Origin of the sequence: Mycolicibacterium lacusdiani (assembly GCF_021916785.1) — a bacterium.
Classification (GTDB): domain Bacteria; phylum Actinomycetota; class Actinomycetes; order Mycobacteriales; family Mycobacteriaceae; genus Mycobacterium; species Mycobacterium lacusdiani.
Genome location: NZ_JAKCFC010000006.1, coordinates 190853 through 209922 on the forward strand (window position 1 = coordinate 190853; position 19070 = coordinate 209922).

Below are 19070 nucleotides of genomic sequence, written 5' to 3' on the forward strand. Positions count from 1 at the left end.
CTACAGTCGCTGCTGTGCGCGTCTACGTTCCGGTGACCCTGGCCATGCTCGCCGGACTGGTTTCGGACCACACGTTGCACGCCCGCAGCGGGACGGCATTCGCGGTGACGCCGACGCTGCGCGAGTCCTACGCCGAGGGCGACGACGACGAACTCGCCGAGGTTGCTCTGCGCGAGGCGGCGATGGCGTCGCTACGGCTGCTCGCCGCCGAAGGCGAGGTCGAGGGCTTCCCGCGGCGCCGTGCGGTGCTGGTCGCAGACGTCGACGAGGTGACTGCGCGACCTGATCTCGACGACGCCGTGGTGCGGCTCGGGGGGCCGCTGGCGCTCACCGACGTCGTCGCTGCCTTCGTGGACAACGCCGGTGCCGAGGCTGCGGTGGCCGCTGCCGTGGACGTCGTCGACGATGCCGACCTGGGGGACGAGGACGCGGAGTTGACGGTCGGCGACGCCCAGGACCACGACCTGGCCTGGTATGCCGCCCAAGAGCTGCCCTTCCTGCTCGAACTGCTCTGACGCACTAGCTACGCGAGCGTAGGTTACGGTACCGTAGGTTGTAGATCCTGCGGTTGGACTCCGCACAGCCCGAACGCGAGCAGGAGCCGTCATGGCCAAGAACACCATCAAGGTATCGGCCCAGGTCGCCGACACCGTGCGCCCCGAGATCGCGGGCGCCAAGGAGCGGCCGGGCTGGCATGCAGTCCGCCGAATCGTCCAGCGCATCACTACGCCGCTGCTGCCCGACGACTATCTACAGCTGGCCAACCCACTGTGGTCGGCGCGCGAACTGCGCGGCCGGGTACTCGAGGTGCGGCGGGAGACCTCCGACTCGGCGACCCTGGTCATCAAGCCGGGCTGGGGCTTCTCCTTCGACTACGAACCGGGGCAGTACATCGGCATCGGCGTGCTCGTCGACGGACGGTGGCGGTGGCGGTCGTACTCGCTGACGTCGAGCCCGGTGTACGAGACGACATCGCGGCCCGGAGCCGCCCCGGCGGCGACATCGCGGCCCGGAGCCGCCCCGGCGGCGACATCCGGCAGGGGCGAGCGCAACATCGCCATCACCGTGAAGGCCATGCCCGAGGGCTTCCTGTCGACGCACCTGGTCGACGGCATCGCCGCGGGCACGATCGTGCGCCTGCAGGCACCGCAGGGCAACTTCGTGATGCCGGACCCGGCGCCCGCATCGGTGCTGTTCCTCACCGCTGGCTCCGGCGTCACTCCGGTGATGTCGATGCTGCGCACGCTGGTGCGGCGCGGGCAGATCGGCGGAGCCGGCCACATCGTCCACGTGCACTCGGCCCCCTCGGCGTCCGAGGTCATGTTCGCCGACGAGCTGGATCGGCTGGCCGAGGAGCACGAGGGTTACCGGCTTCGTCTGCGCGCCACGCGCACCGAGGGTCGCCTCGATCTGTCGAAGCTCGACGAGGTCGTGCCGGACTGGCGCGACCGGCAGGTCTGGGCGTGCGGCCCCGAGGGGATGCTCGACGACGCCGACCGCATCTGGGGTGAGGCCGGCCTCAAGGACAAACTGCACCTCGAGCGGTTCGCCGCCAAGAGGGCAGGCGCGCACGGCGCCGGCGGCACGGTCACGTTCGAGCGGGCAGGCAAGACCGTGACGGCGGACGGGGCGACGTCGCTCATGGACGCCGGCGAGAGCGTCGGCATCCAGATGCCCTTCGGCTGCCGAATGGGTATATGCCAGTCGTGTGTGGTCGGACTGGTCGACGGCTACGTGCGCGACCTGCGCAGCGGCGACGAGCACGAACCGGGAAGCCGGATTCAGACCTGCGTCTCGGCCGCCTCGGGCGACTGCACGCTCGACGTGTGAGGTTTACTGACTGGTAACCTACGGGTACGTAGGTTACGGTAGCGTAGGTAGAAAGGAGGCCGAGAAATGGCGATCACAGACGTACCGGAATTCACGCATCTCACTGATGCGGACATCGAGAATCTGGCGAACGAGCTGGATGCGATCCGACTCGACATCGAGGACTCCCGAGGTGAGCGCGACTCGCGCTACATCCGCCGCACCATTGCCGCGCAGCGCGCGCTCGAGGTGGCAGGCCGGCTGATGCTGACCGCCAGCTCGCGACGCTCCGCGTGGTGGGCAGGCACCGCGACTTTGGGCGTGGCCAAGATCATCGAGAACATGGAGATCGGCCACAACGTCATGCACGGCCAGTGGGACTGGATGAACGATCCCGAGATTCACTCCTCGACGTGGGAGTGGGACATGAGCGGGGCGTCCAAGCACTGGCGGTTCACCCACAACTTCATGCACCACAAGTACACCAACATCCTGGGCATGGACGACGACGTGGGCTACGGCGTCATCCGCGTCACCCGCGATGCGAAGTGGAAGCCGTTCAACCTCTACGGCAACCTGCTGTTCAACACGCTGCTCGCGATCGGCTTCGAGTGGGGCGTCGGCCTGCAGCACTTGGAACTCGGCAAGATCTTCATGGGTCGCGACGACCGCAAGGGGACGATGGTCCGCGTGCGCGAGTTCGGCATCAAGGCAGGCCAGCAGGTCGCCAAGGACTACGTTGCATGGCCGGCACTGACCTCGCTGTCCCCGGGGGCGACCTACCGGTCGACCCTGACGGCGAACGCGGTGGCCAACGTCATCCGCAACGTCTGGGCCAACGCCGTGATCTTCTGCGGCCACTTCCCCGATGGCGCCGAGAAGTTCACCAAGACCGACATGATCGGTGAGAGCAAGGGTCAGTGGTACCTGCGCCAGATGCTTGGCAGCGCCAACTTCAACGCAGGCCCGGCGCTGCGGTTCATGAGTGGCAACCTGTCCCACCAGATCGAACACCACCTCTTCCCGGATCTGCCGAGCAACCGGTATGAGGAGATCGGGGTGCGGGTGCGCCAGATCTGCGACAAGTACGACCTGCCGTACACCACGGGAAACTTCCTGCTGCAGTACGGCAAGACGTGGCGCACCATCGCGAAGCTGTCGCTTCCGGACAAGTTCCTCAAGCACACCCGCGACGATGCGCCGGAGACGCGCAGCGAGCGGATGTTCGACGAACTCGCGCCCAGTGAGCGTCGCGGCCTCAAGTCGTCGATCGCCGCAGTGCGGGCGCGCCGACGCGAGAAGCGAGCACTCGCAGCCTGATTCACGAAATTCACCAACGAGACTGCGGGCAGATCACGAATCCTCGAGGATTCACGATCTGCCCGCAGTTTCGCGTTGTGGGGAGTGTCAGTCCGGGATCATGTCGAACGTGTCGGGGTTCGGGCCGGTGCGGCCGTCGGCGCCCTTGTCGAGTTCGGTGAGCGCGTCGACGTCGTCGGGGCTCAGCTCGAAGTCGAAGATGTCGAAGTTGTCCTGAATGCGCTGCGGCGTCACCGACTTCGGGAAGATGACGTCACCGCGCTGGATGTGCCACCGCAGCACGACCTGCGCGGGCGACTTGCCGGTGGCCTTGGCGATGCCCTCGACCACCTGATCGTCGAGGACCTGGCCCTGTGCGATCGGCGACCACGCCTCGGTGACGATGCCGTGCTGGGCGCCGTACGCGCGCACGGCCTCGTTGACGAAGTACGGGTGCACCTCGATCTGGTTGACCGCGGGCACCGTGTCGGTCTCGGCGGCCAGCCGCTCGAGGTGCGGCACCTGGAAGTTCGAGACGCCGATGCTGCGGGCGCGGCCGTCGGCCTTGAAGCCCTCCAGCGCCTTCCACGTCGAGACGAAGTCACCGCCGTACTTCGTGGGCAGCGGCCAGTGGATGAGGAACAGGTCGACGTAGTCGTCCTCGGGGGCGTCGAAGCCCAGCTTGGACAGCGTCTCGTCGAAGGCCTTCCGCGCCGCGTCGGGTTCGTGGAAGCCGTTGTTCAGCTTGCTGGTGATGAAGACGTCACCGCGGGCCAGGCCCGCGTCGCGGATCCCTTGGCCGACGCCGGCTTCGTTGCCGTACATCTCCGCGGTGTCGATGTGCCGGTAGCCGATGTCGAGCGCGGTCTTCACCGCGGCCGCGGTCTCGTCGGGGTCGATTTGGTAGACGCCGAATCCGAGCTGCGGGATTCGGGCGCCGTCATTGAGGTCGATGTTGGGTACTGTGCTCACCGCCTCAGCGTGCCCGGTGCGAGGCGGGTGCAAACGGATCAGCGGGTGACGTCGGTGACCCGTCTGGCCAGTAGGAACGCCTGTGGTGTCGACTCGATGCCGCCGGGCTCGGCCGCCCGAACGGCTTCGGCGAACACCGTCAAACCGGCAGATTCGAGCGCAGCGGTGACGAAAGCCGGAGTGCGACGCCGGAATTCGAGGTCGACTGCCACGCCGAACGCCTCGGTGAGCAACCGGGAACCCGCGCCGGCCTGAAATGCCAGCAGCACGACCCCGCCCGGCACCAGTACGCGACGGAACTCGGCGAACACCTCGGGCAGGACGTCGTCTGGGACGTGAATCGTCGAATACCACGCGCAGACCCCACCGACCGAGGCATCGGGCGAGTCGACCGCGGTCATCGAGCCGACCGCGAAGCGAAGGTGAGGATTGAGTGCGCGAGCCTGCGCGATCATCCCGGGCGACAGGTCACTGCCGGTGGCGTCGATCCCGAGGTCGTGCAGGATCGCCGTGGTGGCGCCGGTTCCGCACCCGACGTCGGCGACCCGGTCGTTCCCGGTCGCCTGCACGTAGCCGGCGAACGCGGCGAGCATCGCTGGTTCGAACGGCTTGTCGTTCAGGTGGTGGTGGAACGCGTCGGCGTATTCGCGGGCGGTCGCGTCGTACCCGCGCCGCGTCGCATCGAGGAAGTCCACGTCAGCCCGCCCGCATCGCCGCCAGCAGCCGTCGGGCGGCGACCACGCGGTCGGCTGCCGAGCCGGTCAATCCGTCCAGCGCGCACTCGGGGTCGGCAGGCGGGCCGAGGTGGGTGCAGCCGCGCGGGCAGTCCTGGATTGCCTCGGCGAGGTCGGAGAACGCCATCATGACGTCGTCGGGGGCGATGTGGGCCAGGCCGAACGACCTCACGCCGGGGGTGTCGACCACCCAGCCGGAATCGGCCAGCGGCAAGGCTACCGACTGCGTGGACGTGTGCTTGCCCTTGCCCACGCCCGACACCACGCCGACCGCTCGATGCGCATCGGGGAGAAGACGGTTGACGAGAGTCGACTTGCCGACGCCGGAGTGGCCGAGCAGTACCGTGACCCGGTCCGCGAGCAGCGCCGCGACGGGTGCCACGTCACCGCCCTGGCCCGTCGCGATCACCGTCAGGTCGAGGCCCTTGAACTGTTCGGCGAAGGGCTCCGGCGGCGCGAGGTCGGTCTTGGTCAGGCACAGGATCGGCGTCAGCCCGCCCGCGTAGGCGGCGATCAGCGCGCGTTCCACGAAGCCGGTGCGGGGTGGGGGATCCACCAGCGCCACCACGATCAGCAGCTGATCGGCATTGGCCACGACGACGCGTTCGGTCGGATCGGTGTCGTCTGCGGTGCGGCGCAACACTGTTCGACGTTCACCCCGGCGAACGATGCGGGCGAGCGTGTCGGGCTTGCCGGACAGGTCCCCGACGATGTCGACCTCGTCGCCGACGACGATCGGGGTCCGGCCGAGTTCCCGCGCCCGCATGGTGGTGACCACCCGATCGGGGTCACCGCCGAGCGCGCAGCCCCACCGGCCGCGGTCCACGGTGACCACCATCGCCCGCTCGGCGTCGGCATGGTCGGGACGGATCTTGGTGCGCGGCCGCGAACCACGGCCCGAGCGCACCCGGACGTCCGATTCGTCTAGCTCGCGTCCGCTCAATGCCGCTCGCTCGTCCCGGACAGCATGTCCGCCCACATGCCGGGGAAGTCGGGCAGCGTCTTGGCGGTCGTGCCGATGTCCTCGACCTCCACGCCGGGCACCTTCAGACCGATGATCGCGCCCGCGGTCGCCATCCTGTGGTCGGCGTAGGACCGCCACGCCCCACCGTGCATCGGGCGCGCCACGATCGCCAGGCCGTCGTCGGTCTCCTCGCACTGGCCGCCGAGCCGGTTGATCTCGGCGGTGAGCGCGGCGAGCCGGTCGGTTTCGTGGCCCCGCAGGTGGGCGATGCCGCTCAGCCGCGATTCCGAACCCGGCTCGGCAAGGGCCGCCATGGCTGCGACCGACGGTGCGAGTTCGCCGATCTCGCCGAGGTCCGCGTCGAATCCGGCGTAGCCGTCGGGGCCGGCGACCTCGAGGTGGCCGACACCCAGATGCACCGAGGCGCCGATCTTCTGCAGTAGCTCGATGATGGCGGCGGCGGGTTGGACGCTCGTGGTCGGCCATCCGGCGATCCGGACGGCGCCGCCGGTCACCAGCGCCGCCGCGAGGAACGGCACCGAGTTCGACAGGTCGGGCTCGATCGGCCAGTGCCGCGCGGCCACCGGTCCGGGACTCACGTGCCAACGGTTGCCCTGGCCGTCGTCGACGTCGACGCCTGCCTCGCGCAGCATCGCCACCGTCATCGCGACGTGCGGCGCCGAGGGCACCGCGGCGCCGGTGTGCACCACGGTCAGTCCGTCGGCGAACGTCGCGCCCGACAGCAGCAGACCGGAGACGAACTGCGACGATGCCGACGCGTCGATCTCCACGGTGCCGCCCCGGACCGTCCCGGCGCCCCGCACCTGGAACGGCAGACCGTCGCCGTCCAGTGCCACGCCCAGGTGGCGCAGCGCAGCCAGCAGCGGCGCGATCGGCCGGGATCGGGCCTGCTCGTCGCCGTCGAAGGTGACCACTTCGGTTCCTAGTGCTGCCAGCGGCGGGACGAAGCGCAACACGGTGCCCGCGAGGCCGCAGTCGATCCTCGCATCGGCCGTGGGCTCGATGGCGCCGCTGACGGTGAGGTCGGTGCTGTCGCCTGTCACGGTGACGCCAAGTGCGCGCAGGGCGCCGATCATCAGATCGGTGTCGCGACTGCGCAGCGCGCCGGTGACCGTCGACGCACCCTGGGGCGTGGCCAGCGCGGCCAGGATCAGAGCGCGGTTGGTCTGCGACTTCGATCCCGGCACGGTGACGGTCGCCCGGATGGGCACCGGTGCGGTCGGTGCGGGCCAGAGCTGCCCTCGATCGTCGGGTGCACGGTCTGTCACGGTCACCATCCTGCCTTGTCGCCGGTTTCTGCCACCATGGACGTATGTGCGGGCGATTCGCGGTGACGACCGATCCGGCGCTGCTGGCCGAGAAGATCAAGGCGATCGACGAGGCGACCGAGAGCGCCAAGGACGCGCCGAGCGCCAACTACAACGTCGCGCCGACGACCACGATCGCCACCGTGGTCAAGCGGCACACCGAGCCCGACGACGAGTCGACGCGGCGGGTGCGGCTGATGCGCTGGGGCCTGGTTCCCGCGTGGACCAAGGCTGCCGACGGCGGCACACCGGACACGAAGGGGCCACTGCTGATCAACGCGCGCTCGGAGAAGATCACGTCGTCACCGGCCTTTCGCTCCTCGGCCAAGGGCAAGCGCTGCCTGGTCCCGATGGACGGCTGGTACGAGTGGCGCGGTGAGAAGGGCTCGAAGACGCCGTTCTTCATGTACGCCGGCGACGGTGAGCCGCTGTTCATGGCTGGCCTGTGGTCGACGTGGCGGCCCAAGGACGCCCCCAAGGACGCGCCGCCGCTACTGAGTTGCACCATCATCACGACCGACGCGGCCGCCAAGCTCGCCGACATCCACGACCGGATGCCGCTGACGATCAGCGAAGCCGATTGGGACCGCTGGCTCGACCCCGACGCGCCCGTCGACGAGGGATTGCTGCGCGGCCACGGCGATCTCGACCGCATCGAGATCCGGGAGGTCTCGCGTCTGGTCAACAGCGTGCGCAACAACGGCCCGGAACTCATCGAGCCTGCCGAGCCGCAGGCCGAGCAGGGCACGCTGCTTTGACCCACCCTCTGTCGGACCCCGCGGTGGTCGACGCCCTCGCCGATGACCTCCGCGCGGCGGCCTACACGACCGATGGCGTCGCCGGACTGCTCGGTGCCGAAGCCGGCGCGGCGTTCAGCAGGGGATCGTGGTGGTCGGCACTGCGCGCCACCGATCGCGCGACACCGGAACGGCAGGCGCTGGCCATCCTGGTCCGGTTGTTCCTGCTCGGTGCGGAGGAGCCGCGCGACCGCGCCGCCCACGCGATGCCCACTGCGGGCGTCGACGCGCTGGTCGCCAACGACGTTCTCGAGGTCACCCCGCACGGGACGCTGCGCGCTGCTCTCGACATCCGGCCGCACGGCGACGGGGTGCGCGACTTCCTCGTCGTGTCAGATCTGGACGCCGCGGTCCGGCCCGGGGCGGTGGCATTCGACCACGTGCTCGGCATCGGCAGTGCGTCGGTCACCCTGGCGCACGCCGTCGTCCGCGAACCCGTGCGCCGGGCGCTCGACCTCGGCACGGGCTGCGGCATCCAGGCACTGCACCTCGATGCGCATTGCGACGCCATCGTTGGCACGGATACCAATGCCCGTGCGCTCGCACTCGCCGCGGCCACCGCCCGTCTGAACGGCATGTCGTGGGACCTGCGGCCGGGCAGCCTGTTCGAGCCGGTGGCCGGTGAGCGCTTCGACCTGATCGTGTCGAACCCGCCGTTCGTGGTGGGCACTGGCGCGCTGGACTACGAGTACCGCGACTCTGGCATGGCCGGGGATTCGTTGTCGGAGAAGCTGATCCGGCAGGCTCGCGACCATCTCGAACCGGGTGGGACCGCCCAGATCATGGCCAATTGGATCGTGCGTCGAGGCGACGAGGACGGTGCCTGGCGCGACCGCGTCAGGGGCTGGCTCGCCGATACCGGCCTGCATGCGTGGGTGGTTCAGCGCGAGTTCGCCGATCCGATCAGCTACGTCTCACTGTGGACCTCGGATGCGGGGGAGCCGCCGGAGGAAGCGGCTCGCCGCGGCGGAGTGTGGCTGGACTGGTTCGCCGACCAGGACATCGCTGGGATCGGCATGGGCATGGTGACTCTGCGCGCCCCTCGCCGCGACGAGAGCCGCCCGCCCGACCAGGTGCTCGAAGAGATCACCGGAGCCGACGAGGGATTGACCGGCCCCGAGGTGGCGGCGTTCTTCGCCCGCCGCGAGTACCTCCACGACACCGGTGACGACCAGCTGTTGGCGGCCCGGCTGTCGACGGCGCCGGTCTTCCTCGAGGAACAGTCGCTGCCCGGTCCCGACGGCTGGCAGACCGTCGGGGCCGCAGTGCGCAGGCCCGGCGGACCCGGTGCGGTGCTCGGCGTCGACGAGGTGTCGCGGGCGCTGCTCGCAGGGTGCCGTGGCGAGGTGCCGCTGGGCATGCTCATCGACCTGCTCGCATCGGTGCACGGCGTCGACGGCGACGCCCTGGCCGAGGCGGCGCTGCCCGTCGTCCGCGAGGCCATCAGTCGCGGAATCCTCTACGAGGCGGAGTGATTCACGCCCGTCGCGTCGCGCTGGCCACCACGTAGGGCGCCTCGAACCGGACGCCGTCGGCGGTGGCGTGCTCGCTCAGCGCCTCGCGGAACGCGTCGCGCAGCCGGTCGCGCTGGCGGGCGTCCGCGCGACCGAAGGCTCCGACGTGCATCGGGGACTCCTCGGTGACGAATGCCAACGCCGCGTCCAGGGAAGCGAACTCCCACCCATGCCGGCCCTCGGTGATCTCGACGCCCTCGAAGTCGGCGGCCAAACGCTGGGCCACCACCTCGGAGTTGCCCCACTGGTCGGGCGAGTAGCCGGTGTCGGGTGGCGCACCGAGGACCGCGACGATCGGATCGAAGAACGGGTTCCGATCGCTGCGCACCCAGGACGAGAACACCAGCACGCCAGCGGGTTTGACCAGCCGCGCGATCTCGGCGACCTGGCGGCCCGGCTCGACGAAGATGATGCCCATGTTCGACACGACCACGTCGAAGGCGTCGGTCGGCAGCCCGGTGTCCGCGGCATCGGCCGCCACCCACGCCACGTCGAGGTTCTCGGCCGTGGCCTTCTCCCGGGCCTGGGCGATCAGTTCGGGGGTGAGGTCGACGGCCGTGACGCGTGCGCCACGCCGAGCTGCTGCCAGTGCGGCGCTACCGGTGCCGCAGGCCAGGTCGAGCAGCGTCGCATCCCGCAGTGGCCGACGCCGGTCGGCGAACTCGACCGTCTGCCAGGCGATGTCCGAGATGCGCTCCGCCACCGACTCGTATCGCCCGGCGGACCACGGTGAACCCATCGTGTTCAGCCCTGATATCCGGGCGGGTTGGGGGTGTCGACCCACAGGTCGACCCCGAGGTCGGAGCCGGGCACGCAGTCGTACACCGACAGGTCCGTGACGCCGTTGGCGAGCAGCACGTCCTCGCACAGCAGGCTGTGACCGGTGTACGTCGAGGGCTTGGTCAGGATGGCGTATGCCGCGTCGGCGTACACCGCGGGCTTGCGCGCCTTGGCCATCGCCTCGTCGCCGCCGAGCAGGTTCTGCACGGCAGCCGTCGCGACCAGGGTGCGCGGCCACAGGGTGTTCGACGCGATGCCCGCGTCCCGCATCTCCTCGGCGATGCCCAACGCGCACAGAGTCATTCCGAACTTCGCCATCATGTAGGCCGTCGGCTTGAGCCATTCCGACTCGAGCCGGATCGGCGGCGAGAGCGTCAGCACGTGCGGGTTCTCGCGGCCCTTCATGTGCGGGATGCAGGCCTGCGACACCGTGTAGGAGCCGCGCACCTGAATGCCGTTCATGAGGTCGAACCGCTTGAGTGGCACCTCCTCGATGGAGCCGAGGTTGATGGCGGAGGCGTTGTTGACGCACATGTCGATCCCGCCGAACGCCTCGACGGCCTTGGCCACCGCCGCGGTGACCGAGTCGCCGTCGCGGATGTCGCCGACGATCGGAAGGGCGTTGCCGCCGGCCTCCTCGATCTCCTTGGCTGCGGTGTAGACCGTGCCCTCGAGCTTCGGATGGGGTTCTGCGGTCTTGGCTACCAGCGCGACGTTGGCGCCGTCGGCGGCGACGCGCTTGGCGATCGCCAACCCGATGCCCCTGCTGGCGCCGGAGATGAACATGGTCTTCCCTGATAGCGACATGGGGCCACCCTAGGACGATCGGCGGCGGCAGGGGCCTATCCGGGTGCCCGTATGTCGGCGACGGCGGCGTCGGTGAGCCGGACGAGGTCGTCGGGCACGAGGGCCACGTCCCAGCCGCGCTTGCCTGCACTGCACAGCACCCGGTCCCACGCCAGCGCGGAGGCGTCGACGACGGTGGGCAGCGGCTTGCGCTGACCGAGGGGTGAGATGCCGCCCAGTACGTAGCCGGTGGACCGTTCGGCTGCCCGGCGGTCGGCCATTGCGGCCCGGGGTGCCGACAGCGCGGCCGCGGCGGCCTTGAGCGACAGCTTGGCCGGAACCGGGAGTACGGCGACCGCCAGACCCGTCGGCAGCTCGATGATCAGCGTCTTGAGGATCTGATCGGCCGCCACGCCCTCGGTCGCGGCGAGTTCGGCGACGGCCTCGTCGCCGAAGGACTCGACGCGCGGGTCGTGGTGGTAGCGCAGCACCTCGTGCGGCACGCCTGCCGTCACGAGCGCGGCGATCGCAGGGGTCGCAGCACGTGGCATTCGGCCACCCTAGCCAGCCGGCGTCACCGGCGGCCCGGCTCGGCCACCGGGAACAACCCCTGCGTACGGGCTGTTGTTCGAGGCGATCACGACGGTTCGGCGCGTTGTCGGACTCAGCAACTAGGATCGGTGGAAGGGGACCTTGGTGCCAACGGCCTGCCTGGAACGTCCAGTCGATGTGCTGGACCCGTTCGGTGCCGCAATCGAAGGGACGGTGTCCACCGACATGACCGACTCGACTCTGTCAGCCGGGACAGTTCCCGATGCGCTGACCGACGAACCGCCGAAGCCCGCGGAGACCGACGCCGAACTCACCGCACGGTTCGAGCGCGACGCCATTCCGCTGTTGGATCAGCTGTACGGCGGCGCGCTGCGGATGACCCGCAACCCCGCCGACGCCGAGGACCTGCTGCAGGAGACCATGGTCAAGGCCTATGCCGGATTCCGGTCGTTCCGCGAGGGCACCAACCTCAAGGCCTGGCTGTACCGGATCCTGACCAACACCTACATCAACAGCTACCGCAAGAAACAGCGGCAGCCGGCCGAGTATCCGACCGAGGAGATCACCGACTGGCAGCTCGCGGCCAACGCCGAGCACTCGTCGACCGGTCTGCGCTCGGCCGAGGTCGAGGCGCTGGAGGCGCTGCCCGACACGGAGGTCAAGGCTGCGCTGCAGGCGTTGCCCGAGGAATTCCGGATGGCGGTCTACTACGCCGACGTCGAAGGCTTCCCATACAAGGAGATCGCGCAGATCATGGACACTCCGATCGGCACGGTCATGTCGCGACTGCACCGCGGACGCAAGCAGCTTCGTGAGCTGCTGGCCGACGTGGCGCGTGATCGCGGGTTCATTCGAGGTCCGGAGTTCAGCAAAGTGGAGGAGGTCACCTCATGACCGCCGATTTCTCACGCCCAGAGGGTCACGACTTCGAGCCGCCGCTCGGCCCGGTCGATCCGGAGCATCCCGAATGCGCCTCGGTGATCGCCGAGGTATGGACGCTGCTCGACGGCGAGTGCACCACCGAGACCCGCGACAAGCTGCGTCACCACCTCGAGGAATGCCCCACCTGCCTGCGGCAGTACGGGGTCGAGGAGCGGGTCAAGAACCTGATCGCCAGCAAGTGCAGCGGCGAGCGTGCCCCCGACAGCCTGCGTCAGCGACTCCGCATCGAGATCAGCCGCACCACCATCATCCGAGGCTGAAACGCAAGACGGCGGCCCAATGGGCCGCCGTCGTTGTGTGGGGGTGAAGGTCAGGCGTTGGGACGCTTCCCGTGGTTGGCCTTCGAGTGCTTACGATCGCGCTTCTTGCGGCCTCGCTTGGCCATGGTCGGTCTCCCGTCGAGTCTTGTGAATCAGGTGCTTACTCCCCAGTGTCTCACGATCGTGCCGGTGAGTTCCAATGCGTTGTCAGCCTGCCGGTGTGGTTCGATGGTCCGGTACGTCAGACCCCCTGGGTCCCCATGAGGCAAGCGTCGAGACGAGCGGAGTGAAGATGGCCGAGGACGTTCGCGCCGAGATCGTGGCCAGTGTGCTCGAGGTCGTGGTGAGCGAAGGCGATCAGATCGGCGAAGGGGACACCCTGGTGCTGCTCGAATCGATGAAGATGGAGATCCCGGTGCTCGCCGAGGTCGCGGGCACCGTCTCGTCGGTCAACGTCTCCGTCGGCGACGTCATCCAGGCCGGCGACCTCATCGCCGTCATCAGCTAGGCGCCCACCGGAGGAACCCCACCGTGTCGACCCTCGGTGACCTGCTCGCCGAGCACACGATGCTGCCCGGCAGCGCAGTCGATCACCTGCACGCCGTCGTCGGCGAGTGGCAACTCCTGGCCGACCTCTCGTTCGCCGACTATCTGATGTGGGTCCGCCGCGAGGACCTCGGACTGGTCTGCGTGGCGCAGGTCCGGCCCAACACCGCTCCGACGGTGGTGCTCGCGGATGCCGTCGGCACGCAGAGCGAGGCCGACGCGATGCCCGTCGTCACCGCCGCGTTCGTCTCGGGCCACATCGGCAGGGAAAGCGATGTCTCGCCCAATGATTCGCACTACGAACACTGGCTCAACGTCGAAGCCGTACCGGTCCGGCACGCCGACCAGGTGGTGGCCGTGCTCACCCATCAGACGGCGCTCGCCGACCAGCGCAAGGCCAGCCCGCTCGAACGGGCCTACCTCGACTGCGCCCGGAATCTGCTGCACATGCTGTCCGAGGGGACGTTCCCCAACGTTGGCGACGTGGCGATGTCGCGGTCCAGCCCACGCGTCGGTGACGGCTTCATCCGGCTCGACGGTGACGGCGTGGTCGCCTTCGCCAGCCCCAATGCGCTGTCGGCATACCACCGCATGGGTCTGGCCGCGGAACTCGAAGGCCACAACCTGGTCAGCGTGACGCGACCGCTGATCTCGGACCCCTTCGAGGCCCAGGAGCTGGCCACCCACGTGCGCGACTCGCTGGTCGGCGGGTCCAGCATGCGGATGGAGGTCGACGCGAACGGCGCGGCCGTGCTGCTGCGTACGCTGCCGCTGATCGTGCATGGCGCCGCGGCGGGCGCTGCCGTGCTGGTGCGCGACGTCACGGAGGTCAAGCGCAGGGACAGGGCGCTGCTGTCCAAGGACGCGACCATCCGCGAGATCCATCACCGCGTGAAGAACAACCTGCAGACCGTGGCCGCCCTGCTGCGCTTGCAGGCCCGGCGCACGAACAACGCCGAGGGCCGCGAGGCCTTGAACGAGTCGGTGCGGCGGGTGTCGTCGATCGCCCTGGTGCACGATGCGCTGTCGATGTCGGTCGACGAGGAAGTCAACCTCGACGAGGTGGTCGACCGCATCGTGCCGATCATGAACGACGTCGCGTCGGTGGACAGCCCCATCCGCATCGTGCGGCAGGGCGACCTTGGCGTGCTCGACGCCGATCGAGCGACCGCGCTGGTCATGGTGGTCACCGAACTGGTGCAGAACGCCATCGAGCACGCCTACGACGGCGACACCGCCCAAGGCTGCGTGACGATCCGGGCCGAGCGGTCCGCACGCTGGCTCGACGTGGTGATCAGCGATGACGGCCGCGGGCTGCCGCCGGGTTTCAGTCTGGAGAAGTCCGACCGCCTCGGCCTTCAGATCGTACGCACGCTGGTCGCGGCCGAACTCGACGGCTCACTGGGCATGCACGACGGGCCAGGGGGCGGAACGGAAGTGGTGTTGCGGGTGCCGATCGGCCGCCGCGGGCGGAGCGCGCAGTAGACGTCAGCGGGCGGAGCGCGCAATAGACGTCAGCGGGGTCGCTATCGAAAACAACCCCGAACGTCCGCAACAATCGCGCATAGCCGTTTCATCGGCCCCGAAACGCGCTTACGGCCCCGGTTTTCACCGGGGCCGTAAGCGAAATGTCGAAGCGGGCTAGACGCCGGTACGCGCCTTCGTGCGGGCGTTGCGACGCTTGAGCGCGCGACGCTCGTCCTCGCTCATGCCGCCCCACACGCCGGCATCCTGACCGGACTCCAGCGCCCAGGTGAGGCACTCGGTGGTCACCGGGCAGCGGTTGCAGACGAGCTTCGCGTCGGCGATCTGGGCGAGCGCCGGACCGCTGTTCCCTACCGGGAAGAACAGTTCGGGATCCTCGTCACGACAGACTGCCTTGTGCCGCCAATCCATTTCTTAACTCCTAGTCAGATCACTCGCTGTGTGCGCAGCAAAGCGCACTAGCTTTTTGTTCGGCTGTTAACGCATGCACACGAAATGTTTCAGTGCTGTTGCATCCGATGCTTTCACAGGCTGAACAGATGTCAATAGAACCGAGTTCACACGTGGGCAATGTCACTGAGACGTTCGATTGAGACCGCGTTGACGATCCCCTCATACGTTCGTACTACACTCAACGTACCTGCGCCCTGAGTTCGTCGCAGTGATAACAACGTCACAGTTCAGAGGCTTTTGGCCGCCGGCGCCACTACGGCGAGCGCATCCGGAACCGACGTGAACGTCATCGTTTCCCTCGGTCCGACGAAATCCCCGTCGATCTGACACGCTGCCGGCGCGTCGGCCGTCACGGTGATCCACGACAGGTCGTCTTCGCGAATCAGGTGCTTGGCCTCGATGTTGGGCTTGCTCGACAGCATCCGTCGCACCAGACCCAGGTTGGCCCAGACGTTCATGCTGGTGATCGCGAACACGCCGAGACCGGTCTCGAACGTCGTGGCCGGGTTGGTCCACACCGGGCGGGTGTTTGCGTAGGTCCACGGGCTCGAGTTCGACACGAACGCGAAGTGGACGCCGGACACCGGTTCATTGCCGGGCGTGTGCAGCGTCAGCCCGGGTTCCCTGCGGGCACTGGCCAGCATCTCGCGGACCGCGACCCGGATGTAGCGGCTCGCCGTCACCTTCCGCCCGCGTGCGCGTTGCTCCTCGACCGCGGCGACGACGTCGCCGTCGACGCCCATCCCGGCGGTGAACACGGCCCAGCGCTCACCGCAGTCCATCAGCCCGATCCGCCGCCAGGCCGCACCGCTGCGGCGCACGCTGAGCAGGTCGATGAGCTGATTGGTGGCGTCGACCGGGTCGGGGCTGATGCCGAGTGCGCGGGCGAACACGTTCGCCGATCCGCCGGGCACGACGCCGACGGCCGGAGCGGTCGGACTGGGGATCGCCCGGTTGGGTCCGCACTCGCCGAGGATGCCGTTGACCACCTCGTTCACGGTGCCGTCACCGCCGTGCACGATGACGACGTCGATGCCGTCGCGGGTGGCGTCGCTGGCGATCTCGACCGCGTGGCCACGGTGGTCGGTGTGCACCACGGTGAGGTCTACGCGGCTCTCGAGCGCATGGGCGAGCAGGTCACGCCCGGCCGCGGTGGTGGATGTCGCATTGGGATTGACGATCAGCACGGCGCGCACGGAAACCCAGCCTAGCCATGCGCCGTGGCGATGCCTCTACGCTTGGTCTCCGTGATCGATCCCAGGATGGTCCGATGACGGTTCCCTCACCGACGCCGGTGCGCCAAGCCGGTGCGGCGGTGGCCTTCGAAGGCGTGGCGGCGCTGGTGGTCGCCGTCGTTCTGGTGGTGCTGTACCTGAGCGAGTCCCAGCACCTCGCCTGGCTGAACGGGCTGGGCACCGCCATCTGGTTCGCGATCATGGGTGCCGGCGTGCTGACCGCGGGCTGGGCCCTGTGGACGGGGCGCCGCTGGGGGCGCGGCATCGCGGTCTTCGCGCAGCTGCTGCTGCTGCCGGTGGCGTACTACATGGCCGTCGGTTCCGGGCAGTGGGCGCTCGGCGTGCCCGTCGGGCTCATCGCCGTGATCGTGTTGGCCCTGTTGTTCAGCCGGTCGGCCCTCGAGTGGGTCGCCGCTCAGCCCGGCCCCGCCAGCGCCGACAACTCCGGCCCCGACACGCGGTAGGTGATCCAATCGGTCTGCGGCCGTCCGCCGACCGAGTCGTAGAGCGCGATCGCGTTGGTGTTCCAGTCCAGTACCGCCCACGACAGCCGGCTATAGCCGTTGTCGACGCACACCCGCGCGAGGGTCGCCAGCAGTTCGCGCGCCAGGCCGCGTCTGCGGAAGGCGGGCCGGACGTAGAGGTCTTCGAGGTAGACCCCGGCCACCCCGTCCCACGTGGAGAAGCTCAGGAACCACAGCGCGCCGGCTGCCACCTGTCCGTCGACCTCGACGACGTGCCCGTTGACGGTCGGCGACTCGCCGAACAGTGCTGTGCGCAAGCCGCTTTCGGTGAGCAGGCATTCGTCGGCGGCGTGTTCGAACTCGGCGAGTTCGTGCACCATGGCGGTGAGTTCGGCCTCGTCGCCCGGCTCTGCACGGCGGATCAGCACGCTCATGGACGTACCCCCAATGCGGTCGTGATGGTCTTGAACTTCGTACTCGTCTCGGCGACTTCCTCGTCGGGGTCCGACTCGGCGACGATGCCGCCGCCGGCGCGTGCGTCCGCGGTGCGGCGGTCGGCCGACAGTTCCGCGCACCGGATCGACACGACCCAGGTGCCGTCACCGGAGTCGTCGCACCAGCCGACCGCGCCGGCGTAGAACCCGCGGTCGCCCTCCAACTCGTTGATCAGGTCGGTGGCCGCGGCGGCGGGTACGCCGCCGACGGCTGGGGTCGGATGTAGCGCTATCGCGAGATCCAAAGCAGTGGTCGTGGTTTGGCGGATCCGGCCGCTGATCGGGGTGTTGAGGTGCCACACCGCCGCGGTGCTGCTGAGCTGAGGCTCGGCGGCGATGCGGAGGTCGGTGCACAGCGGTGCCAGCGCATCGCGCATCTGATCGACGACGAGTTGGTGCTCGTGCCGGTTCTTCGCAGACGCCGCCAGCGCGGCACCGTTGGCGCGGTCGATGGCGGGGTCGGGGGAGCGGGCCGCGGAACCCGCGAACGGACGGCACGTCACGATGTCACCCCGGCGCGCGACCAGCAGTTCGGGGCTCGCACCGATCAGACCGGTGCCCACGTGGCGGCCTCCGGCGGGGCTCAGGTCGGCGAAGTACACGATGGCCGTGGGGTCTTCGGCCAGGCGACGCATCACCGCGGTGACGTCGAGCGGTTGGTCGGCGACCAGACGCAGAGCGCGCGCCAGTACGACCTTGTGCAGTGCCGAACGCGGATCGTTGAGCCTGCTCAGCGCTTCGCAGATGCGCGCGCGATGCACCTCGGGCGACGGGAGTTCGCCGTCCACCCGCACGCTGGGCAACTCGGTCACGGGTCCGACCGGCAGTGCGTCGACGAACCGGAACGCGCTGGGCCGCATCAGGGCGGCGGGCCGGGTGAGGTCGAACGGCAGGGCGCCCAACACCATCGGCGCGGCACCCGAGGCGAGCGCGGCGCGGGCGGCGGAGACCTCCGGATACGGGGTGTGGATCCCGTCGGCGACCAGAGTCCGGTCGGGCCCCGAGAGGACGAACGATGGTTCTGGCATCAGGCGGGCAGGCATGGGTTCGTGTGTCCGGTGAGACCCAGTGCGGTGATCTGGCGGACACCGTGTTCGAAACCGCACACCGCGATCGACGCCGCCACCATCGACACGCGGATGCCCTCGGACACGGGCAGTTCGATCCAGCGGGTCAGCATCGAGCGGGAGAAGTGGCCGTGGCCGATGAACACCACGTCGCGTTCCGCCATGTGCGACAGCGCCAAGGCCACGGCGCGGTCGGCCCGCACGGTCACCGCGTCGATGCTCTCACCGCCGGGACAGTCGTGCGTCCACACCGTCCAGCCGGGCACGTGTTCGCGGATCTCCGGGGTGGTGAGTCCCTCGTAGTCGCCGTAGTCCCACTCGGCCAGCAGCGGCGTCACCTCGTCGACCCGCAATCCGGCCAGTTCGGCGGTGGCCAGCGCGCGGTGGCGGGGGCTGGAGACGACCAGCGGGTCGTCCAGCTGCAGGTCGGCGATGGCTTCGGCGGCCAGTCTCGCCTGGTCCCGACCGTCGTCGGTGAGCTCGACGTCGGTGCGTCCGGTGTGACGTCCCGTTCGCGACCATTCGGTCTCGCCGTGACGCAGCAGCAGCAGGCGGTGCCGTTCGACAGTCACACCGCGATTGTGCCGCA

At 69.0% G+C, this 19070-nt stretch carries 23 protein-coding genes; 10 read left to right on the plus strand and 13 right to left on the minus strand.

Annotation, left to right across the window (positions count from 1 at the left end):
• The first annotated feature begins 14 nt into the window (after positions 1–14).
• The 3 genes from LOK44_RS19275 (at position 15) to LOK44_RS19285 (ending at position 3129) form a co-directional block, all read left to right on the plus strand.
• Positions 15–515, plus strand: a complete 501-nt coding sequence (locus LOK44_RS19275) for a DUF6912 family protein (RefSeq protein WP_372481270.1) — start codon at positions 15–17, stop codon at positions 513–515.
• Between the two features lie 91 nt (positions 516–606).
• Positions 607–1830, plus strand: coding sequence for a ferredoxin reductase (locus tag LOK44_RS19280; protein WP_237571715.1), 1224 nt, complete (start codon positions 607–609; stop codon positions 1828–1830).
• 66 nt (positions 1831–1896) lie between these two features.
• Positions 1897–3129, plus strand: coding sequence for a fatty acid desaturase family protein (locus tag LOK44_RS19285; RefSeq protein ID WP_237571716.1), 1233 nt, complete (start codon positions 1897–1899; stop codon positions 3127–3129).
• Positions 3130–3216: 87 nt separating this feature from the next.
• On the opposite strand, the gene LOK44_RS19290 is transcribed toward LOK44_RS19285, so the two are convergent.
• Genes LOK44_RS19290 through aroA form a run of 4 tightly spaced genes read right to left on the minus strand, consistent with a single transcriptional unit; the run spans position 3217 to position 7067 of the window.
• Complete coding sequence (locus LOK44_RS19290; protein ID WP_237571717.1) at positions 3217–4080, minus strand: aldo/keto reductase; 864 nt, start codon at positions 4078–4080, stop codon at positions 3217–3219.
• A gap of 38 nt (positions 4081–4118) precedes the next feature.
• Positions 4119–4775, minus strand: a complete 657-nt coding sequence (locus LOK44_RS19295; protein ID WP_237571718.1) for a class I SAM-dependent DNA methyltransferase — start codon at positions 4773–4775, stop codon at positions 4119–4121.
• A gap of 1 nt (position 4776) precedes the next feature.
• Positions 4777–5757 (minus strand): ribosome small subunit-dependent GTPase A, encoded by a 981-nt coding sequence (rsgA, locus tag LOK44_RS19300; RefSeq protein WP_237571719.1) that lies wholly within the window; start codon positions 5755–5757, stop codon positions 4777–4779.
• On the minus strand, positions 5754–7067 hold the full coding sequence (aroA, locus tag LOK44_RS19305) for a 3-phosphoshikimate 1-carboxyvinyltransferase (RefSeq protein ID WP_372481271.1): 1314 nt from the start codon (positions 7065–7067) through the stop codon (positions 5754–5756). The genes rsgA and aroA overlap by 4 nt, the downstream gene beginning before the upstream one ends.
• Before the next feature lie 44 nt (positions 7068–7111).
• Here aroA and LOK44_RS19310 point away from each other — a divergent pair, with 44 nt between their 5' ends.
• Together LOK44_RS19310 and LOK44_RS19315 are read left to right on the plus strand one after the other, a co-directional pair.
• Positions 7112–7864, plus strand: a complete 753-nt coding sequence (locus LOK44_RS19310; RefSeq protein WP_237571721.1) for an SOS response-associated peptidase — start codon at positions 7112–7114, stop codon at positions 7862–7864.
• Entirely contained in the window at positions 7861–9378 is a 1518-nt protein-coding gene (locus LOK44_RS19315) for a DUF7782 domain-containing protein (RefSeq protein ID WP_237571722.1), read from the plus strand. Before LOK44_RS19310 ends, LOK44_RS19315 begins: the two co-directional genes overlap by 4 nt.
• A 1-nt stretch (position 9379) precedes the next feature.
• Here LOK44_RS19315 and LOK44_RS19320 read toward each other — a convergent pair whose 3' ends face one another.
• The 3 genes from LOK44_RS19320 to LOK44_RS19330 are packed head-to-tail and all read right to left on the minus strand — an operon-like array spanning position 9380 to position 11534.
• The gene (locus LOK44_RS19320) at positions 9380–10156 is read right to left on the minus strand and encodes a methyltransferase domain-containing protein (protein ID WP_237571723.1); all 777 of its coding nucleotides are present in this window, start codon (positions 10154–10156) and stop codon (positions 9380–9382) included.
• Between the two features lie 5 nt (positions 10157–10161).
• On the minus strand, positions 10162–11004 hold the full coding sequence (locus LOK44_RS19325; RefSeq protein ID WP_237571724.1) for an SDR family oxidoreductase: 843 nt from the start codon (positions 11002–11004) through the stop codon (positions 10162–10164).
• Positions 11005–11039: 35 nt separating this feature from the next.
• Positions 11040–11534, minus strand: a complete 495-nt coding sequence (locus LOK44_RS19330) for a YbaK/EbsC family protein (RefSeq protein WP_237571725.1) — start codon at positions 11532–11534, stop codon at positions 11040–11042.
• Positions 11535–11760: 226 nt separating this feature from the next.
• Here LOK44_RS19330 and LOK44_RS19335 point away from each other — a divergent pair, with 226 nt between their 5' ends.
• Together LOK44_RS19335 and rsrA are read left to right on the plus strand one after the other, a co-directional pair.
• Positions 11761–12429: a sigma-70 family RNA polymerase sigma factor gene (locus LOK44_RS19335; RefSeq protein ID WP_249783792.1), complete on the plus strand. Its 669-nt coding sequence runs from the start codon at positions 11761–11763 to the stop codon at positions 12427–12429.
• Positions 12426–12737, plus strand: coding sequence for a mycothiol system anti-sigma-R factor (gene rsrA, locus LOK44_RS19340; protein ID WP_237571726.1), 312 nt, complete (start codon positions 12426–12428; stop codon positions 12735–12737). Before LOK44_RS19335 ends, rsrA begins: the two co-directional genes overlap by 4 nt.
• Positions 12738–12787: 50 nt before the next feature.
• On the opposite strand, the gene LOK44_RS30135 is transcribed toward rsrA, so the two are convergent.
• Positions 12788–12862, minus strand: a complete 75-nt coding sequence (locus LOK44_RS30135) for a 50S ribosomal protein bL37 (protein WP_011728008.1) — start codon at positions 12860–12862, stop codon at positions 12788–12790.
• A 167-nt stretch (positions 12863–13029) separates the two neighbouring features.
• Here LOK44_RS30135 and LOK44_RS19345 point away from each other — a divergent pair, with 167 nt between their 5' ends.
• Together LOK44_RS19345 and LOK44_RS19350 are read left to right on the plus strand one after the other, a co-directional pair.
• Positions 13030–13245 (plus strand): biotin/lipoyl-binding carrier protein, encoded by a 216-nt coding sequence (locus LOK44_RS19345; RefSeq protein WP_163918619.1) that lies wholly within the window; start codon positions 13030–13032, stop codon positions 13243–13245.
• A gap of 23 nt (positions 13246–13268) precedes the next feature.
• The gene (locus tag LOK44_RS19350) at positions 13269–14768 is read left to right on the plus strand and encodes a two-component system sensor histidine kinase PdtaS (protein WP_237571727.1); all 1500 of its coding nucleotides are present in this window, start codon (positions 13269–13271) and stop codon (positions 14766–14768) included.
• A gap of 156 nt (positions 14769–14924) precedes the next feature.
• Here the strand turns inward: LOK44_RS19350 and whiB1 are convergent, their stop codons facing one another.
• Positions 14925–15179: a transcriptional regulator WhiB1 gene (gene whiB1, locus LOK44_RS19355; protein ID WP_059165613.1), complete on the minus strand. Its 255-nt coding sequence runs from the start codon at positions 15177–15179 to the stop codon at positions 14925–14927.
• A 269-nt stretch (positions 15180–15448) separates the two neighbouring features.
• Positions 15449–16417, minus strand: coding sequence for a diacylglycerol/lipid kinase family protein (locus tag LOK44_RS19360; protein ID WP_237571728.1), 969 nt, complete (start codon positions 16415–16417; stop codon positions 15449–15451).
• 74 nt (positions 16418–16491) lie between these two features.
• On the opposite strand from LOK44_RS19360, the gene LOK44_RS19365 reads away from it, so the two are divergent.
• On the plus strand, positions 16492–16920 hold the full coding sequence (locus tag LOK44_RS19365; RefSeq protein ID WP_237571729.1) for a hypothetical protein: 429 nt from the start codon (positions 16492–16494) through the stop codon (positions 16918–16920).
• Here LOK44_RS19365 and LOK44_RS19370 read toward each other — a convergent pair.
• From LOK44_RS19370 to LOK44_RS19380, 3 genes are read right to left on the minus strand one after another with little or no spacing between them, the layout of a single operon-like run.
• A complete protein-coding gene (locus LOK44_RS19370; RefSeq protein ID WP_237571730.1) occupies positions 16872–17354 on the minus strand; it encodes a GNAT family N-acetyltransferase in 483 nt (160 codons plus the stop codon). The two genes, LOK44_RS19365 and LOK44_RS19370, sit on opposite strands and share 49 nt — an antisense overlap.
• Positions 17351–18457, minus strand: a complete 1107-nt coding sequence (locus LOK44_RS19375) for an isochorismate synthase (RefSeq protein ID WP_372481272.1) — start codon at positions 18455–18457, stop codon at positions 17351–17353. The genes LOK44_RS19370 and LOK44_RS19375 overlap by 4 nt, the downstream gene beginning before the upstream one ends.
• Positions 18442–19053 carry an acid phosphatase gene (locus tag LOK44_RS19380; RefSeq protein WP_237571731.1) on the minus strand — a complete coding sequence of 204 codons (612 nt, stop codon included), beginning with the start codon at positions 19051–19053 and terminating at the stop codon, positions 18442–18444. The genes LOK44_RS19375 and LOK44_RS19380 overlap by 16 nt, the downstream gene beginning before the upstream one ends.
• Positions 19054–19070: the final 17 nt, after the last annotated feature.

Excerpts from the sequence above, each read along its gene's own strand:
- LOK44_RS19280 (WP_237571715.1), top strand. The coding sequence starts at position 607 with ATGGCCAAGAACACCATCAAGGTATCGGCCCAGGTCGCCGACACCGTG.
- LOK44_RS19285 (WP_237571716.1), top strand. The coding sequence starts at position 1,897 with ATGGCGATCACAGACGTACCGGAATTCACGCATCTCACTGATGCGGAC.
- LOK44_RS19310 (WP_237571721.1), top strand. The coding sequence starts at position 7,112 with ATGTGCGGGCGATTCGCGGTGACGACCGATCCGGCGCTGCTGGCCGAG.
- LOK44_RS19320 (WP_237571723.1), bottom strand. The coding sequence starts at position 10,156 with ATGGGTTCACCGTGGTCCGCCGGGCGATACGAGTCGGTGGCGGAGCGC.
- LOK44_RS19325 (WP_237571724.1), bottom strand. The coding sequence starts at position 11,004 with ATGTCGCTATCAGGGAAGACCATGTTCATCTCCGGCGCCAGCAGGGGC.
- LOK44_RS19330 (WP_237571725.1), bottom strand. The coding sequence starts at position 11,534 with ATGCCACGTGCTGCGACCCCTGCGATCGCCGCGCTCGTGACGGCAGGC.
- LOK44_RS19335 (WP_249783792.1), top strand. The coding sequence starts at position 11,761 with ATGACCGACTCGACTCTGTCAGCCGGGACAGTTCCCGATGCGCTGACC.
- rsrA (WP_237571726.1), top strand. The coding sequence starts at position 12,426 with ATGACCGCCGATTTCTCACGCCCAGAGGGTCACGACTTCGAGCCGCCG.
- LOK44_RS19345 (WP_163918619.1), top strand. The coding sequence starts at position 13,030 with ATGGCCGAGGACGTTCGCGCCGAGATCGTGGCCAGTGTGCTCGAGGTC.
- whiB1 (WP_059165613.1), bottom strand. The coding sequence starts at position 15,179 with ATGGATTGGCGGCACAAGGCAGTCTGTCGTGACGAGGATCCCGAACTG.
- LOK44_RS19365 (WP_237571729.1), top strand. The coding sequence starts at position 16,492 with ATGACGGTTCCCTCACCGACGCCGGTGCGCCAAGCCGGTGCGGCGGTG.
- LOK44_RS19370 (WP_237571730.1), bottom strand. The coding sequence starts at position 17,354 with ATGAGCGTGCTGATCCGCCGTGCAGAGCCGGGCGACGAGGCCGAACTC.
- LOK44_RS19375 (WP_372481272.1), bottom strand. The coding sequence starts at position 18,457 with ATGCCTGCCCGCCTGATGCCAGAACCATCGTTCGTCCTCTCGGGGCCC.